Raw genomic sequence first — 17,913 nt, forward strand, 5'->3', positions numbered from 1 at the left:
TCGTCAGCAGCCGGGGCCGTGGGGGTTGGTGAGGCAGTCTTCGGCGACGAGCACGGTGGATTCGTTTGCGGCTATGACGGTGAATGGGGCTGAGGGCATGGTGATGGTGCCGTCGACGGGGCGCCAGCCTTGGTCGCCGAAGCTGTAGTCGGCGTGGTATTCGATGGTGAGGACGATGGAGTAGGTGCCCTTGGCCGTGTACTTGTGGCTGGTGTCGGTGGTGGTGAATTCGGCAAGTCCGAGGGCTTCCCAGCTGGCGCCTCCGGTCGGGGAGGTGGCGGTGTTTCCGTCGCCGAAGTTCCAGTGGTAGCTGATCGGGGTGAACATGACTTGCGCGGGTTGGCCGAGGAGGAGACCTTCGCTGATGTGGGTGGATGCGCCGGTCCAGAAGTTGGCGGCGAGTCCGATGATGGCCCAGCCGTTGGGTTCCATGCCTGTTGGGGCGGTCGGCGCGGGGAAGTTCTGCAGGTCGGAGATGCGGACGATGGTCTCGATGGAGCAGAGTGGGCAGGCTGCCGTGGGTGCGGCGATGGTGGGTGCCAGCTGGGGGTGTCGTTCCACTATGTCGCTGAGGCCGCCGGTGTTGCAGGGAACCCATTGGCTGGGTTCCGTCGTCGAGTTGTGGCTCACGCACATGGCCGGTCGCACCTGGCTGCCCGCCGAGCCGCCGCCGGACCCAGTGGCCTTCCCCGTGCCCGTGCCCGTGCCTGTGCCGTCCGAGCTCGTAGACCCTTCGGCGAATACATCGACACCGTCGCCATTGTTGAGTCCGCCCGAGACCAGCTCCCCCGGACAGTCTCCGATCAGACGGGACGCAAGTTCACACGCAGACGCACCTGGGACGATTGGCGGACAGAAAGTTAGCAGAGTGCCAATTATCAGTGCTAGCAGAAATTTCTGCCGGACCATACGTCCTCCTTGTCGAGGAGCAATAGCGAAGGGTTCGCCGCGCTCGAAGTAAAGCCCACTTGCAATGGCGTGCGGTTTGTGCGCCCGGCTGGAGTGACGTCAGCGCCTGTTTTGTCAATCAGTCGAACTTCCGAAATGTCTGAACAGAGGTAGAGCTCAATTGAGACTCCTCCACGCGGCTCGACGGAATTGCGTATTAATGAAACATTGTCAAAAGTTGACGAACCACGGCTAATGAAGCCCGTCTTCGAGAATCCAACGAATGATTCCAACAGGTCCGGTAGGTATTTGGGACTAGCCGCAGGCTCTATCCGATCGCCGCGAATTCCTCCATCGGCTGTGATTGAGTCTGAAAGCGCTTCGTACGCGGTATAGGCCGCCTCGGCGGCCGCGAGAGCTTCCTCGTCCGAGGCGAAGACCGGGGGTGTCGCGGTGGGTGCGGTTGCCGCAGACGGCGTGGAGCTGTCGGTCGGGGCGGGAGTGGCCATGCATCCGCTCAGCAGACCGATGGAGACCAGTAGGACAGCGCTCGGCACGACGGCGTGCAGGGGACGGCGACGCAACGGGTTTCGCATGGGGTCACAGTAGACCGGATTGCTACAATCCCGTTTAAGTTCTCCACAGGCTGGTTTCAGGCCTCAAATAACGGTAGAGCTTTGGTCAGTCGTGCGCGGTCAGCGCGTGCGCGAGCAAAGCGGCGAGGGCCGACTGGCCTCCGGCGCGCATGGCGGCGCGCTGACGCTCCGCCCCGGTTCCCAGTCGCCGCGTGCGGGCCAGCAGAGTCTGGATGCGGTCGCGATTGCCGACCTCATCGATGGCGTCGCCGCAGTAGTGCAGCAGGGCATCCGTCACGGCGGTCGAACTTTCCAGGGTGCCAGACACGGGATTCAACAGGTTCGACTCCACGCCTTCGCGGGCAGCGTGCCAGAGCCCGGCATCGAGCAGTTCCGGCGCGATGTCGATGGGGGCGACATCCGTTTCGCTGTCGCGCAGGGCGGTCGTGACGAGCGCACGGGTCAGGGCGGCGAGCAGCAGGGTCGACGGCGCATCGAGCTGGGCGTCGCAGACGCGAATCTCCATGGTCGGATGTTCCAGGGGCAGCCGCGCATTCCACCAGATCGTGCGCAGGTCGTAGGTACCGCCGACGCCGACGAGCTGGCGAATCCGGCGGTCGTAATCGGCGGCATCCGTGAAGAGCGGCGGGCAGCCGATGGTGGACCAGCGGCGCATGTGCACGCTGCGCCAGCTCGAAAACCCGGTGTCCGCGCCGCGCCAGAACGGCGAATTCACCGCAAGCGCGAGCAGCGTGGGCAGCCAGACGCGCACCCGATTGAGTGCCTGTACACCGGCCTCGCGGTTCGGAATGCCGACGTGCACGTGCAGCCCGTTGATGAGGTGATCGGGCACGAGCCCCCGAAATTCGCTCTCGACCGTGTGGTACCGCTCGACATCGGTCACTTCCGGCCAGCCCGCGGTCTGGAACGGCGCTCCGACGCCGGCGGCCAGGACCCCACGGCTGAGGGCGGCCCGCGCCAGCCGCGACCGAAATGCCAGCAGATCAGCGGATGCCTCTTCGAAGCGTTCAAAGACCGGCGTCGACCGCTCGATCTGCGAGGCCAAAAACTCGTGGCTGACGAACCGGGAAATCGGAGCGCGGCCGAGAAGTTCCGCGTGCACCGCGTCGCCCACGTTTGCTGGCTGAAGCGTCGCCGGTTTGAGAAAGATGAATTCCTCTTCAATGCCGAACGTTCGCATGCATCACCTCCAGCACCTGTACCGGATAGTACCGGCAAACCGGAATCAAGCCGATACATTTTCGTAACGGACTGTCGACCATCTAATCACCCGCATTTGACTAGCATGACCTTGACTCGCGAACCAATGCGCAGGCGTTGGCTCTCGCCCTGGATGGCATCAGCTGGGAGTAAACGTGGTGCAGGTCACTCAGATTCCAAGCAATTCAGCTCTGTCCCGTCGGCGCACACTGCACGGCGCGCTCGGTGGCCTGTTCGGTTTCGTGGCCATGAGCGTCGCGGCCGGTGTGCTCGTCACCGCATCGGTGACCCCGGTGGTTGCGCTCTCGGGCCTGGCCGCGACGAACACGATCTCGGTGTTCGAGAACCTGCCCGACTACGTGAATATCGAGCCGCTGTCCCAGAAGAGCGACATCCTGGCGACGCGCAGCGACGGAACCGTCGAACTCCTCGCCTCCTTCTATGACCAAAATCGCATCGAGGTGAGTTGGGATGCGATCAGCCAATTCGCCAAGGACGCTGCGGTGTCGGGGGAGGATCCCCGGTTCTATGAGCATGGCGGGGTCGACCTGCAGGGCACGTTGCGGGCCACAGCGACGACGGTGGCCGGCGGAGACACGCAGGGCGGGTCATCCATTACGCAGCAATACGTGAAGAACGTGCTGGTGCAGAAGTGTGAGCTTCTCACCGACCAGCGCGCGCACGACGCCTGCTACACCGCAGCGACCGAGACCACCCCCGACCGCAAACTCAAGGAGATGCGGCTGGCGATCGGGGTGGAGAAGAAGTACAGCAAGCGCGACATTCTGCGCCAGTATTTCAACATCACCGGATTCGGCGGCACCGTTTATGGAATCGAGGCCGCCGCCAACTACTATTTCAACACGACGGCTGCCTTACTCACCCTGCCGCAGGCGGCCAGCCTGGTGGCAATCGTGAACAACCCGGTCAAGTTTCAGCTCGACCAGCCCGCGAGTGAGACCAACGGTGCTGCCAACGGGTATGCCGCGAACAAACAACGTCGCGACTACATCTTGCGTGAAATGCTGCGCTACAAGAAGCTCAGTCGGGCCGATTTCGACGCCGCGATCGCCGCGCCGGTCGAACCGATCATCACCGAACCAAGTACCGGCTGCCAGACCGCAGTGGGCAATGCCTTCTTCTGCGATTATGTGACCAAGATTCTTCAGACCGACCCCACCTTCGGCGCCGATGCGGCCACGCGCATGCTCAACTTTCGCCGGGGCGGCTACGACGTCTACACGACCATGGACCTCGACGTGCAGAACGCGGCCGTGACCACCATGAACCAACAGGTTCCCAAGGTCTATGCCGGTGGCGATGTCGGCGCGATCATCACGAGCGTGCAGGTCGGCACCGGCCGGGTGCTCGCCATGACGCAGAACAAGGACTACAGCCAGGACCCGGCCGTGCAGGCGACCGGGGCCAACTACACCGGCATCAACTACGCCACCGACTATGCCGAGGGCGGCTCGAGTGGGTTCCAACCCGGATCGACCTACAAGGTGTTCACCCTGGCCGAGTGGCTCAAGGAAGGCCACTCCCTCAACGAACGGGTCGATTCCCGGCGCAAGGCAAACTGGGGCACCTTCCAGGACAGCTGCTTCGGCCCGCAGAATTACGATAAGGATGAACCACCCTGGAACCCGCGCAATGATGCCAACGAATCCGGCTCCAACTACAGTGCGCTGCAGGCCACCGTCGGCTCGATCAACACCGGCTTCATCGGAATGGCCAAGCGGCTCGACCTCTGCGGCATTCGCCAGACGGCTGAGGCATTCGGGGTGCACCGAGCCGACGGCAACCCGTTGTCGCAGTCCGCGGCATCCGTTATCGGAACCAACGAAATCGCACCCCTCACGATGGCCATCGCCTTCGCCGGCATCGCGAACAAGGGGGTGACCTGCTCGCCGATCGCCATCGACCGCATCGTCGGACCCGATGGAGTGGAGGTTCCGGTTCCGCCGTCGGTGTGCTCCCAATCGGTCGATGCCACGGTCGCCGCCGGCATGGCCTATGCCATGCGCCGGGTGATGCTCGGCGGCACCGGGCAGCAATCGAACTACAACACGAATCCGAATGTGCCCATGATCGGTAAGACCGGGACAACGGATGGCGCGAAAGACACCTGGATGAGCGGTGCGAGTACCAAGGTGGCGACCGTGGTCGCGGTGGTCAGCCTCACCGGGACGCTCAGTCAGCGGCGTCAATTCTTCGGCCGGGACCAGATCGCCACGGCACGCCACCGCATGTGGCCGGTCGTTATGTCGGCAGCGAACGCCAAGTACGGCGGTGACGCGTTCGAAGAACTGGCTCCCAAGTACATTCCACCGCCGAAGGTTGTGGCGCCACCGGCCGCCGCGCCGCCCGTTGATCCTGCACCGCCGGTCGCGCCGCCGCCCGGGGCTCCTGCCCCGCCTGGCCAATAACGTCGCCGGGAGACGTTACGCGCTCTGCGCGGCCTTGAGGTGGTGCAGGGTGCCGCCGGGACTGGACGTTTCCCGCGCAGATTCCTGCGCGGCCAGTTCGGCGGCATACGCGACCGCACTCGCCGCTTCCTCGGCGGCGGCGCGCTCAACGGCGTGCCGCTCCTTCACCTGCCTGGCCACGTCGAACAGATTCCAGATGTTCTCCCCGGTCACCGACACTCCGCGGGCGCCGGAGCGCCGGGTTCGACCGCGTACGAGCATGTAATTGGTCTGGAACACCTGCCCGCCGACCCGTTCCTGCGCGTCGTGAAAAAACACGACGTTGGAGACCGGTCCGGTGCCGTCGTCGAGGCTGATGAACACCACTCGGCGGCCGCCGCGCATCGGCGGCGTGTTGGTGGCCCGCCGCACTCCGGCGAGCAACACCTCGGTGCCGCCGGGCAGGTTGCCGAGTTCGCTCGCCGGGGTCACCCCCAATTCCTTGAATAGCGCGTGAAAGCGTTTCATCTGGTGCGACCCGACGGCCAGGTTCAGATCGAGCAGTTCCAGATCGGTTTGGGTGCGGCCGCGCAGCTCCAGCGAGGTGATGGCGCCCGCACGGTCACCGGAATAGCGCGGCACCGGCAGCTCCACCTCGAACGCGAGCTGGTCGGCGCGAATGACCACGGCGGTGCCGCGCAGCGACTGAATGTGCGCGAGCAGCTCGTGTCGCCGGGTGCGATCGTAGCCGATGAACGTGTCGAGGGCGCCCACCCGGGCGAGCGCCTCGAAGGTGCGCCGCCGGGGATGCACCCGGTCGCGAAAGTCCTGCAGCGATCCGAACGGCTGGTGCTGCGCAATGCGTGCCCGCTCTGCCTCCGTGCTGCCGACGAGTTCGGGCAGCGCCAAACGGATGCCCTGGCTCCCGTCGGCGAGATCTTCTACCCGGTAGTCCAGCGCGCTTGACTGCACGTCGAGGGGGAGTACCGGCACCCCGAGCACCCTGGCCTCGGCGACGATAAGGTCCTTGGGCCACATTCCGGGGTCGTGGGTGAGCAGCCCGGCGAGAAAAGCCGCCGGGTGGTGGGTTTTCAGCCAGGCGGACTGGTAGGTGGGCAGGGCGAACGCGGCCCCGTGGGCCTTGGCGAAGCCGAAGCTGCCGAACCCCGCCAATACCGTCCAGATCTGGTCGATGACCTTCGTACTGAACCCGCGGGCGAGCGCTTTTTCGCGCAGGTACTCCTCAATTTGCGGTAGCTGCTCGGGCTTGCCCAGGTGCCGGCGAAAGACATCCGCTTTGCCGAGGCCGCAGCCGGTGAGTTCGTCGAACAGTCGCATGACCTGTTCGTGAAAGATCACGACGCCGTTCGTTTCGCGCAGAATCGGTTCGAAGCGGGGGTGGATGTAGTCGGGTATGACTTCGCCGTGCCGGGCCTGCAGGTATTTGAGCGGCATATTGTTCTTCATTGGGCCGGGGCGAAACAGCGAAATCTCCACGGTGAGGTCGTTGAACACCTCGGGTTGCAGCTTGCCGACGAGTTCCATCTGGCCGGGGGACTCGATCTGAAAGATGCCCAGGGTGCGGGTGGAGCGAATGAGCTCGAAGGTTTTCGCATCGTCGAGCGGCACCCGGTCGAGGTCGATGCTTTCGCCGGTGAGTCGGTGGTGCTCTTCGACGGCGTGCGCCATTGCCGACTGCATGCGCACGCCGAGAATGTCGAGTTTGATCAGGCCCATCGGGTCCATGTCGTGCTTGTCGTACTGCGACATGGGCAGGCCCATGCCGCTCGCCTGCACCGGAGTGCGGTCGAGCAGGCTCGCGTCGGAGAGGATCACGCCGCAGGGGTGCACCGAAATGTGCCGGGGGAGCCGGTCGAGTTTCGCGGTGAGGTCGACCAGCAGATCGAGTTGTTGCGATTCGCGCACCTCGGTGGCGAGGGCCTCGAGCTCGGGCTTCTCTTCGAGGGCGCGGCGAAAGTCGCGGGCGTTGAACCGCCACATCTGCTTGGCGATCACGTTGATCTGCGCGTCGGGCAGGCCGAGGGCGAGGCCGGCGTCGCGCACGGCGCCGCGGCCGCGGTAGGCGTTGGTCATCGACATGAGCGAGACCCGGTCGCTGCCGAAAGCGCGAAAGACCTCGCGGTAGATGTCGTGTCGCCGGGCCGACTCGACGTCGATGTCGATGTCGGGCAGCGTTTGGCGTTCGGGGGAGAGAAACCGCTCCCAGAGCAGCCCGTTTTCGATCGGTTCGACCGAGGAGGTGCGCAGCGCATAGTTGAGCACCGAGCCGACCCCGGAGCCGCGCGCCTGAATGCGGATGCCCATGCCGCGAATAATGTCGGCTACCCGGGACACGGTAAGAAAGTAGCTGGCAAAGCCTAAGTGCTCGACCGTTTTCATCTCGTGGGCGAGTTGGGCGTGGGCGGCCTCGACCGCGCGCGAGCCGCTCGCCGAGTACAGGTCGGCGATGCCGCTGCGAGCCCGACGCCAGAGTTCGGTGACCGGGTCGCCGGTGACGCCGATGATGCGCGCCTCCGGCATGCGCGGGCGCCCGAGGCCGATGTCGAGGGCTGGATCGAGGCTGCAGCGGTCAGCGAGCTGTTCGGTATCGCGCAGCAGCCGTTCGAGGGCGCCCGTGTCATGCAGGCCGGCGTCAACGACCATACGGGCCACCTGGCGCATTGCTCCGGCCGGTTTGAGCCAGGCCTGGCCGTTGGTCTGCGGGGTTTCGAGTTCGGCGAGCGGCAGCAGATAGCGCGCGGCGTCGGCGAGGTCGGCGGTGACCGCTTCTTCGGGGGTGCCGTACCGCACGGCATTGCTGAGCACCGCCGGTAGCCCGGCGTTCTCGGCGAGGGCAAGCATGCGGGTGGCCGGGGTCACGCTGCCGACCGTGCCGCTTTCGGCGAGGTGACAGACGACCTCGAGCACGACGGCCTGGGCGGGCAGGGCACGCTGCCAGTGGGCGAGCCGCGCCGCGGCATCCGTATTGTCGCGCCGTGCGATCGCGAGACCGACGTCGGAGTCTGGGCCGAGCAGCACGGTGAGCGAAGCGAGGCCGGCCAGGTCGGCCAGCCGGGCGCGCGAGATGCTCGGCCCGGCGCTGCCGGTTGGGCTCAAAGAGCGGTGACCGGCATCGGCGGCGTGAGCGGCACTGACCGCGCGGCAGAGTGCGGCATACCCGCGACCGTTGGTGTCGCCGTGGGCGAGCACGACCACCCGGCCGAGCGAGCGGTACTCGTCGTCGTGCACGGCGAGTTCGGCGCCGAGCCCGGGGCGGATGCCCACGGCAACGCAGGCGCGCACGTGTTTGACGGCGCCGTAGAGCCCGTCACGGTCGGTGACGGCGAGAAACGTTGCCCCCTGTGCGGCCGCCTGCTCGGCCAGAACTTCGGGAAGTGTCACCCCATAGTGGGTCGAGTAGGCGCTCGCGACGTGCAGGTGTGGGAAGTTCAGTGCGCTGTTCATCCCCAGTCCAATGCTAAAGTCCAGGATCCGTCCGTGCCGCGGCGCAGGTCGTATCGGTGCTGCTCTTCGCCGCCCCGGCTGGCGTCGAGCCGCCACAGCTCGGTGTCGATGCGGGTGGGTGTTCCCTCGTTCTCCCACCAGCGGGTGCGCTTGAACACCGCCTGTGGTTGCCCGATGACGGTGTGCTCGAATCGATTCCAAATGAACGCGCGCGGGTCGCCATCGGCGGACAGCTCAACGTCAACCGGTGTATCAATGATCTGGGGCAAGGTGGCCTCCCTGTTCGGGTGCTGGTATTCGGGTGCATACGCACCGGCTGGTCACAAAAAAGCTGATGAGCCAGCCAGTGCTGTAAAAGTGCTGTAAAAGTGCTGTATCAAATTCGAACAAATGCTGTAAAAAACCGATTCTTCTAGAATGCATCTTCTATATGAAAAGTGTAGGTCAACCCACTGACACGCGCCACAAGAGATTGCGCGAGACCCATCCGCCGACCTCGATCTACGATGGTCAGGTGACTGACATCGTTCCGAGCGACGCCGTGCTGCCCGATACTGTGCAGATCAACCGGGCGCTCGCGCAGCGCCTGGTCGAGCAGGTCGCGCCGAGCCTCGTGCACAACGTCAACATCATGGATGCCGCAGGGCTGATCATCGGGTCGATGGACGCGTCACGTATCGGCACCCTGCACGACGGGGCGCGAAACGCCGCCGGACGCGGCGAGACGGTGCAGATTGCTCCTGGTGACGAGCACCAGGGCACCCGGCCGGGAGTGAATATTCCACTGATCCTCGATGGACGCGTCGCCGGGGTGGTCGGGGTCACCGGAACCCCCGCCGAAGTGTTGCCGGTGGCGCAGGTGCTCGTGCTCACCGTTCAGATGCTGATCATGCAGGAACGGCTGCGGGACAACGCGTCGTGGCGGGAATCGGCGACCCGGGACATCCTCTCGAGCCTGTCGCTGCGCAAGCTCACTGAAGGGCGCCTGATCGCGGCACTGCAGGGTATTGATGCTCCATTGCAGCCGCCGTGGAATCTGACCGGCATTCTGCATCTTGGAACCAGTCGTTCGGTGTTGTTGCTGCGTCAACTGCGCGATGTATCCGGAGTCGTGGCCGCCGATATCCACGGCGCTGTCTGGGTGTTGAGCGGATCGTCGACCGCTCTCGGTCTCGCGCTGCTCCAGCAACGATTGCAACAGCCCAGCTCCAAGTCCTTGCGGTTTCTGACCGGGCGGGTTGGCGCGACGATGATGCAACTCACCGATGATGCCGAGCGCCTGAGCGCGCTGCTCGCCCGGCCCGGTCTCATCGGCACCGCAGTCGGAGAGCCGCGCTCCGAAATTCCGCTCGACTCCCTCGGCCTCGAACTGGCCATCGCCGTCTTGCCAGATGAACTGCTGGGCGACGTGGCCGGGTCGGTGCTCGACCCGCTCGGCGAGGTTCTGCGCGAAACAGCGCGCGTGTTTCTGCGCGAAGAATTATCGATCGCGCACACCGCGGCGGCGCTCGGCGTGCACCGCAATACCGTGGTGCAGCGACTCGATCGCATCGAGTTGCTCACCGGTCTGAATATTCGTCGGTTCAGTTGTGCCGTTTCGATGCGAGTCGCGCTGGCGGCAGATTCGGCCCAATATGTTCACAATGCACAGGTTTAACGACGTAAGTTGCCGGTAAATGTGGGTTTGTTCCACCTGAATATGTGCGTAATTCTGTTCTAGCCTGAATTAATGAATGGTCGCACGGCGCTGAAGCCGCTCACACTGGTCATCGCACCCGATTCGTTCAAGGGGAGCCTGAGTGCGGCCGATGCGGCAGACGCCATGGCGGCCGGGGCACGGGGCGCTTGCCTCACCCTCGGCCTGCCGGAGGCCCGGATCACGCTGTGCCCGATGGCCGATGGCGGCGAGGGAACGCTCGATGCCATCGCAGCGGTCTGGGGAGTCACGCCCCGCACCATGCTGACCGTCGATGCGCTCGGTCGCAGCCGCCGGGCTCGGTACGCGACCTCGGCCGACGGCCGCATCGGTCTGATCGAGGCGGCCGAGTCCAATGGCCTGCCGCTGGTAGCGGATGCCGTGCCCCAGCCCCAGCGCGCCGACACCTTCGGGGTCGGTTTGCTCGCCCGCGAACTGCTCGATCAAAACGTCGAAGAGATTCTGGTTTGCGTCGGCGGCTCGGCCAGCACCGACGGTGGAACAGGTCTGTTGACTGGCCTAGGCGCGCGGTTTCTGGACGCTGCCGGCACCCCCGTCGCTCCCGGCGGCGCCGGGCTGGCCCGGATTGCCTTGATCGACCTGAGCGAGCTGCACCCGCGCGCCCGCACCGTGCGCTGGCGCCTCGCCGTCGACGTGAACAATCCACTCTGTGGCCCCACCGGTGCCGCTGCCGTTTTCGGTCCGCAAAAAGGTGCACAGCCCCGCGATGTCGCTGAGCTCGACGCCGGCCTGGCCCACCTCGCCGCGATCGTGCTCGATATGACCGGCGAGGACATGACCGACCGGCCCGGAGCGGGGGCGGCCGGCGGCATGCCGGCCACTCTCGTTCCGCTGCTTCGGGCCGAGTTGGTTCCCGGCTCCACCCTGGTAGCGGATGCCGTCGGCCTGCCCCACAAAATGGCCAACGCCGACCTCGTACTCACCGGTGAAGGCAGCTTCGACTCCCAGTCCCTCGGCGGCAAGGTGGCCGTGGCTGTCGCTCGTCTCGCACCGGCAGGATGCCCGGTCGTCGTCATCGCCGGGCGGGTGGCGCTGTCTGCGGCCGACACCGCGGCATCCGGTGTTGCTGCCGCGTTCTCGATCGCCGGTGGGCCGGCAACGCTCGACGACCTGCAGCAGAATGCGGCCGCACGGGTACGCGAAACCACGGCGCACGCCGTCGCACTCTTCCTTCACTCTCGCTAATCATGCAGTTCCACCCTGAAATAGAAAGGCCGTCTCAATGCTGAGCATTGCCATCCTGGTGACTCTCGTCGCCGCTATCGTCTTCGCCACAGCGAAGCTGAAAATCAATCCCTTCCTCGCGCTGCTGGCTGCGGCGCTGGTCGGGGGCTTTGCGTTCGGCATTCCGGTCGCTGAAATCGCCCCGACCATCACGACGGCCTTTGGCGCCACCCTGGGCAATATCGGTCTGATCATTCTGTTCGGCACCATCATCGGGGTGATCCTCGAGCGCACCGGCGCGGCGATATCGATGGCCGAAGCCCTCATTCGCGTGCTCGGCACCCGATTTCCGACCCTGACCATGAGTGTCATCGGTTTCATCGTTTCGATCCCGGTGTTCTGTGATTCCGGATTCGTTATTCTCAACTCCCTCAAGAAGTCGCTTGCCGCCCGGGCCAAGGTATCGCTCGTCGCCATGACGATCGCCCTGATGACGGGCCTCTACGCCACTCACGTCTTCGTGCCGCCGACTCCCGGCCCGCTCGCGGCCGCCGGTAACCTCAACATCATCGACCAGCTCGGCCTCATCATCGGGTTCGGCCTGATCGTCGCCGTCGTTTCGGCGCTGGCCGGGCTGCTCTGGGCCAACCGGTTCCTGAAAAAGAACATCGAGCTGATGCCTGAGCTCGCCGGCGAAGACAGCGACCTCGATGCGGACTACGAAACCATCCGTGCCGCCTATGGCAAGCTGCCCAACGCGTTCCTGGCCTTCCTGCCGATCCTCGCCCCGATTTTGCTGATCTGCATCGCCTCGATCGCCAAGCTTCCGGCCTTGCCATTCGGTGAGTCCGGCCTGTACGCCGCCATCGTATTTCTCGGAACCCCGGTCATCGCCCTGGCGGTTGGCCTCATTGCCGCGCTGTTTCTGCTGCGCGGTAAGGGAAAACTGGAGATGTTCGGCGAACGCGTGAGTGAGGGCATCCGTATCTCTGCCCCCATTCTGCTGATCACCGCCTCCGGTGCTGCCTTTGGAGCCATTCTCGCGGCATCCGACCTCACCGAATTTCTCGGCAGCACGCTCTCGACGCTCGGTCTTGGCCTGGCCGTACCGTTCCTGATCTCGGCCGCGCTCAAGACCGCCCAGGGCTCGTCCACGGTTGCCATGGTGACCACCTCCGTGCTGCTCCTGCCGCTGCTGCCGGCGCTCGGCCTCGACTCTGACCTGGGCAAGGTGCTCTCCGTGCTGGCCATCGGTGCCGGCGCCATGGTCGTCTCGCACGCCAATGACAGCTTCTTCTGGGTCGTCTCGCAGCTCAGCCGCATTCCGGTCGCGACCGCGTACCGCACGCTCACCCCGGCCACCGCTATCCAGGGCGTAGCCGGCTTCGCCGCCGTGTGGGTGATCGGGCTCATCGTTCTGTAGAAGCTAGCGGCCCCGAGCGTTCATGGTCCGTTCACCAACGCGGCACAAGGCTGTCGTGAATTGGAGAGGGGACAGCGAGAGAGTGGTTCTATCCCCAGTTCGGGGACCCCAACGACCACGAGGAGCGCCCGCATGCTGAGCAACGAATCCACCGGCCCCCGCCAGCACGCCCCCGCTCGCGACCGGCCATTGCTACCGCTCCTTCCCATGCAGGGGCACACCCTCGGCAAACGCAGCGCAGTCACCTGCCACCTCAAGTGCGCGGATGCCTGCTTTCACCCGGTACCCAATGAGAGCTCGAACGACTACTTTCGCGACATCGTGGGAGCCGCCATGAGCCGACGTTCCCTGCTCGTGGGGGTTGGCGTCGGTGCCGCCGCCATCCTGCTCGGTTCCGGCGAACCCGCTCCCGCCCTGGCCGTGCCGGGCGGCCCAGCCGGCGCTGCTGGCCGCGGCCTCGCGTTCGCCCCCATCGCTCCCGTTCCGGCTGCCGTTGACTCCTTCGTGGTTCCGACGGGCTATTCCTGGAACCCGATCATCCGCTGGGGCGACCCGCTCTTCGCCGCCACCGATCGTTTCGACCCCGAACACCAGAGCGCCGCATTGCAGGCCCGCCAGTTCGGCTACAACAATGACTACCTCGACATCATCGAGAGCAAGGGACCAAAGGGACGCTCCGGCATCCTCGTCACCAACCACGAGTACACCAACGAGGGCATCATGTTTTCGCCAGCGCTCACTACGGTCGAAGCGGATGAGCAGCGTCGCGTGGCCATGATGGCCCACGGCATGTCCGTGGTCGCCCTCGAACGGAAGCGCGCCGGCCAACCCTGGACCTACCGCGTGGGTGACCCCCTCAATCGCCGCATCACCGCGAGCACACCGTTCACCGTCACCGGCCCGGCCGCCGGAAGCGCCCTGCTGAAGACCGCGGCGGACCCGACGGGCCGCACCGTGCTCGGCACCCTCGGCAACTGCGCCGGCGGCACCACCCCCTGGGGCACGGTGCTGTCCGGTGAAGAAAACTTCAACGGATACTTCCGCACGAAGGGCACCAGCACAGCTGATGCCCGCTACGGCCTGGCAAATCGCCCCACCGGTCGGCTCTGGGAGCAGATCGACGACCGCTTCGACGCCACCGTCGCCGGCAACGAGAACGAGCCCAACCGATTCGGCTGGATCGTGGAGATCGATCCGGAGGCACCGAACGAGCCCCCGGTCAAGCACACTGCGCTCGGCCGGTTCAAGCACGAGGGGGCCAATGTCATCGTCGGAAAGACCGGCCACGTCGCCGCCTACATGGGCGACGACGAGCGCTTCGACTATCTCTACAAGTTTGTCTCCTTCGATCGTTTCGACAAGAAGAAGAGCCCGAAGGCACGCACCCACAACAAGTCCCTGCTCACCCGGGGATCCCTCTACGTGGCTCGCTTCACTGGAAACTCGCCAGAGCGCGAGATCACCGGCACCGGCCAGCTACCCGCCGACGGCCTCTTCGACGGCACCGGTCAGTGGGTGGCGCTCGTCATCGACGGCGTCTGCCAGGTTCCTGGCTTCAGCACCGACGATGCCCTCGTCAACACCCGTCTGGTAGCGGATGCCGTCGGCGCCACCAAAATGGACCGTTGCGAAGACGTCGAGCCGAGCCCGGTGACCGGCAAGATCTATGTCGCCTGCACCAACAACACCGATCGCGGCGCGCCCGGTCAGGAAGGTGCCACCGAGCCCAATCCCCGGGTGGCCAACCGTGACGGCCACATCGTAGAGATCACCGAAACGGGCTCTGACGCGACCTCGGTGACCTTTGACTGGAACCTGCTGCTGGTTTGCGGAGACCCCGCGACGAACACGAGCACCTACTTCGCCGGTTTTCCGAGAGAGAAGGTGTCGCCCATCTCCTGCCCCGACAACGTGGCTTTCGACGTCCAGGGCAACCTGTGGATCTCCACCGACGGCGCGCCGAACACAATCGGATACTGCGACGGACTGTTCAAAGTGCCGCTCACCGGCCCCGAGCGTGGCCGGGTGCAGCAGTTCCTCTCAGTGCCGCGCGAGGCCGAAACCTGCGGTCCGGTCATCCGCTCTGAGCAATCGATGGTCTACGTCGCCGTGCAGCACCCGGGGGAAAGAGGCAGCTGGGCGGCCCAGTCGAGCCGATTCCCCGACTACGTTCCGCTCGGCGCACCCGTGCCGGCCGGTGCCTGGACCGGTCCACGGCCATCCGTTGTGCAGGTCTGGAAGGTCTGAGACGCTCACCGGTCTGGTCGTGCCGTAGTCCTGAAAGGGGGGCGCGAACTGGCAATTTGCTGATTGTAATTTCAGTTGAGCGGTGATGGAGTGGAGGAGCTGCCGTCACACGCAGCGTTCAGGAACATCCAGTGCCGATCGGGTCGTGCCCAACACATCATCCTGATCAGCGTAAAACCAGGAAGGTAGTTCATGACGGGGAACAGAGCAGTTGCCTACAAGAGCCCGGGTGTCGTCGAGGTAATCGACATTGATTACCCGAGTTTCGAGCTGAAAGACGGGCCGGGCGTCAACCCGGAAAACGTGGGACGCAAGGTGCCCCACGGAGTCATTCTCAAGACCGTGACCACCAATATCTGCGGCTCCGACCAGCACATGGTGCGCGGCCGCACGACCGCACCGGCGAACCTGGTGCTGGGTCACGAAATCACCGGCGAAGTGGTCGAAGCTGGCCCCGACGTCGAATTCATCAAGGTGGGCGACATCGTGTCCGTGCCGTTCAACATCAGCTGCGGTCGCTGTCGCAACTGTAAGGAACGCAAGACCGGCATCTGCCTCAACGTCAACCCGGACCGTCCGGGTAGTGCATATGGTTACGTCGACATGGGCGGTTGGGTGGGAGGCCAGGCCGAGTACGTGCTGGTTCCCTATGCCGACTGGAACCTGCTGAAGTTTCCCGACCGGGATCAGGCGCTCGAAAAGATCATGGACCTCACCATGCTGTCCGACATCTTCCCGACCGGATTCCACGGGGCCTACACGGCCGGTGCCGGCGTCGGAACGACCGTGTACGTGGCCGGAGCCGGCCCGGTGGGCCTCGCGGCCGCCGTCTCGGCGCAGCTGCTCGGTGCGGCCGTCGTCATTGTCGGTGACATGAACGCGGATCGTCTCGCGCAGGCCCGCAGCTTCGGCTGCGAGACCATCGACCTCAGCAAAGGCGAGCCGGGGGAGCAGATTGAACAGATCCTCGGCGTGCCAGAGGTCGACGCCGGTGTTGACGCCGTGGGCTTCGAGGCGCGTGGTCACGGTAAGGACGCCGACCACGAGGCTCCGGCCACCGTGCTCAACTCGCTCATGACGGTCACCGCCGCCGGCGGTGCCCTCGGCATTCCCGGCCTCTACGTCACGGGCGACCCGGGCGCCAAGGAAAAGGCCGCTCAGGTGGGCTCATTGTCGATTCGGCTGGGCCTCGGCTGGGCCAAGTCGCTGTCGTTCACCACCGGCCAGTGCCCGGTGATGAAGTACAACCGCCAGCTGATGATGGCGATCCTGCACGACAAGGTACAGATTGCCAAGGCCGTCAACGCCCAGGCCATCAGCCTCGAAGATGCCCCGCGTGGCTACGCCGAATTCGACGCCGGCGCGGCGACGAAGTACGTGCTGAACCCCAACGGCTACGTCAAGGGATAACAGCAGATAGGTGAATGGCCCGCCCGGGAATTCTCCCGGGCGGGCCATTCCTGTATCGGCGTCATCAGCATCCGCGCGCCGCGTGGCTTATTCAGGAAATCCGACCCGAATCTGAGCGAATAGCGGCGGATCCGCTCAGAAATTGAAATAATTCCTGAATTAGCCACGGATTCAGGCCCCGAGCCGCGACATCCGCTTAGAACCGGTGTTCTCGGTATCCCCGTGCGGAGCGCGGGGTTAGGGTGGAAACATGACCGGCGCCGACCTTGCACAACCAGCTCCGCGCTTCTATCGAGAGCGCTCGGACATTCCGGTGGACCTGGAAACGCCCACCGGCACCGTGACCGACCGGCTGAACCGGCCGCTGCACGACCTGCGCCTCAGCGTCACCGACCGCTGCAACTTTCGCTGCGTCTACTGCATGCCGAAGGAGATCTTCGGCCGGGACTTCGCGTTCATGGAACACGACGAACTGCTCAGCTTCGAGGAACTCACCCGGCTCGCGCGCGTGGCCGTCGCCCATGGCGTTGAGAAGATTCGGCTGACCGGCGGTGAACCACTGCTGCGTAGGGGGCTTGAAGACCTCATTGCCCTGCTGGCCGAGCTGCGCACCCCCGACGGCCGTGAGATCGACATTGCCCTGACCACGAACGGGTCGGCGCTGGCCGTGAAGGCACAGGCGCTCAAGGATGCCGGCCTGAAGCGCGTCACGGTGTCGCTCGACTCGCTCGACGACACCACGTTTCGCACCATGAACGACGTGAAGTTTCCGGTCGCGAAGGTGCTGCACGGCATCGACGTGGCCGAAGCCGTCGGCCTCGGCCCGATCAAGGTCAATATGGTGGTGCAGCGCGGCAAGAACGACCAGGACATCGTCGCCATGGCCCGGCATTTCAAGGACACCCCCTACATTTTGCGGTTCATCGAGTTCATGGACGTCGGTTCGAGCAACGGCTGGGAGATGGGCGCCGTCGTTCCGTCGAAGGACGTGATCGCGCGCATCCACGCCGAGCTGCCGCTTGAAGAGATCGCCCCGAACTACAGCGGCGAGACCTCCCGCCGCTGGCGCTACCAGGACGGCGGCGGCGAGATCGGCGTCATCTCGAGCGTCACCCAGAACTTCTGCCAGACCTGCTCGCGTGCCCGCGTGTCGACCGATGGCAAGCTGTTCACCTGCCTGTTCGCCACCGAGGGCCACGACCTGCGGGCGCTCATGCGCGGCGGATGCTCCGACGCGGAACTCTCCACCGTTATGGCGCACCTCTGGCGGGAGCGCACCGACCGCTATTCGCAGCTGCGGAGCGCGAAGACCAGTGAGCTGCGGGCGTCTGGTGCCAAGAAAATCGAAATGTCCTACATCGGCGGCTAATGGGCAAGGCTGGAGTGCGGTACCGG

Annotated in this window: 11 protein-coding genes; 7 read left to right on the forward strand and 4 right to left on the reverse strand. The window is 65.0% G+C overall.

Annotated elements, in window-relative coordinates; translation table 11 throughout:
* Nucleotides 1–3: 3 nt before the first annotated feature.
* Together E3T46_RS09015 and E3T46_RS09020 are read right to left on the reverse strand one after the other, a co-directional pair.
* The gene (locus tag E3T46_RS09015) at nucleotides 4–630 is read right to left on the reverse strand and encodes a PKD domain-containing protein (RefSeq protein WP_134578291.1); all 627 of its coding nucleotides are present in this window, start codon (nucleotides 628–630) and stop codon (nucleotides 4–6) included.
* 939 nt (nucleotides 631–1,569) lie between these two features.
* Nucleotides 1,570–2,664, reverse strand: coding sequence for a YbdK family carboxylate-amine ligase (locus tag E3T46_RS09020; protein ID WP_134578292.1), 1,095 nt, complete (start codon nucleotides 2,662–2,664; stop codon nucleotides 1,570–1,572).
* Nucleotides 2,665–2,839: 175 nt separating this feature from the next.
* Here E3T46_RS09020 and E3T46_RS09025 point away from each other — a divergent pair, with 175 nt between their 5' ends.
* Nucleotides 2,840–5,113 carry a transglycosylase domain-containing protein gene (locus tag E3T46_RS09025; RefSeq protein ID WP_134578293.1) on the forward strand — a complete coding sequence of 758 codons (2,274 nt, stop codon included), beginning with the start codon at nucleotides 2,840–2,842 and terminating at the stop codon, nucleotides 5,111–5,113.
* Between the two features lie 15 nt (nucleotides 5,114–5,128).
* Here E3T46_RS09025 and dnaE read toward each other — a convergent pair whose 3' ends face one another.
* Together dnaE and E3T46_RS09035 are read right to left on the reverse strand one after the other, a co-directional pair.
* Nucleotides 5,129–8,557: a DNA polymerase III subunit alpha gene (gene dnaE, locus E3T46_RS09030; protein ID WP_134578294.1), complete on the reverse strand. Its 3,429-nt coding sequence runs from the start codon at nucleotides 8,555–8,557 to the stop codon at nucleotides 5,129–5,131.
* Nucleotides 8,554–8,826: a hypothetical protein gene (locus tag E3T46_RS09035; protein WP_092450722.1), complete on the reverse strand. Its 273-nt coding sequence runs from the start codon at nucleotides 8,824–8,826 to the stop codon at nucleotides 8,554–8,556. Before E3T46_RS09035 ends, dnaE begins: the two co-directional genes overlap by 4 nt.
* Before the next feature lie 245 nt (nucleotides 8,827–9,071).
* Between E3T46_RS09035 and E3T46_RS09040 the strand changes: the two genes are divergently transcribed.
* The 6 genes from E3T46_RS09040 to moaA all read left to right on the forward strand — a co-directional run bounded on the left by E3T46_RS09040 (nucleotide 9,072) and on the right by moaA (nucleotide 17,887).
* Entirely contained in the window at nucleotides 9,072–10,214 is a 1,143-nt protein-coding gene (locus tag E3T46_RS09040) for a sugar diacid recognition domain-containing protein (RefSeq protein WP_166790227.1), read from the forward strand.
* A gap of 72 nt (nucleotides 10,215–10,286) precedes the next feature.
* Nucleotides 10,287–11,459 carry a glycerate kinase gene (locus E3T46_RS09045; RefSeq protein ID WP_166790228.1) on the forward strand — a complete coding sequence of 391 codons (1,173 nt, stop codon included), beginning with the start codon at nucleotides 10,287–10,289 and terminating at the stop codon, nucleotides 11,457–11,459.
* A gap of 37 nt (nucleotides 11,460–11,496) precedes the next feature.
* Nucleotides 11,497–12,861 carry a GntP family permease gene (locus E3T46_RS09050; RefSeq protein ID WP_134578296.1) on the forward strand — a complete coding sequence of 455 codons (1,365 nt, stop codon included), beginning with the start codon at nucleotides 11,497–11,499 and terminating at the stop codon, nucleotides 12,859–12,861.
* Between the two features lie 207 nt (nucleotides 12,862–13,068).
* Entirely contained in the window at nucleotides 13,069–15,108 is a 2,040-nt protein-coding gene (locus tag E3T46_RS09055; RefSeq protein ID WP_241980597.1) for a PhoX family phosphatase, read from the forward strand.
* 192 nt (nucleotides 15,109–15,300) lie between these two features.
* Complete coding sequence (fdhA, locus tag E3T46_RS09060) at nucleotides 15,301–16,518, forward strand: formaldehyde dehydrogenase, glutathione-independent (RefSeq protein WP_092450714.1); 1,218 nt, start codon at nucleotides 15,301–15,303, stop codon at nucleotides 16,516–16,518.
* Nucleotides 16,519–16,768: 250 nt separating this feature from the next.
* Nucleotides 16,769–17,887 (forward strand): GTP 3',8-cyclase MoaA, encoded by a 1,119-nt coding sequence (gene moaA, locus E3T46_RS09065; protein WP_092450712.1) that lies wholly within the window; start codon nucleotides 16,769–16,771, stop codon nucleotides 17,885–17,887.
* Nucleotides 17,888–17,913: the final 26 nt, after the last annotated feature.

Origin of the sequence: Cryobacterium sp. Hh11, from assembly GCF_004404045.1 — a bacterium.
In the GTDB taxonomy this organism is placed as follows: domain Bacteria; phylum Actinomycetota; class Actinomycetes; order Actinomycetales; family Microbacteriaceae; genus Cryobacterium; species Cryobacterium levicorallinum.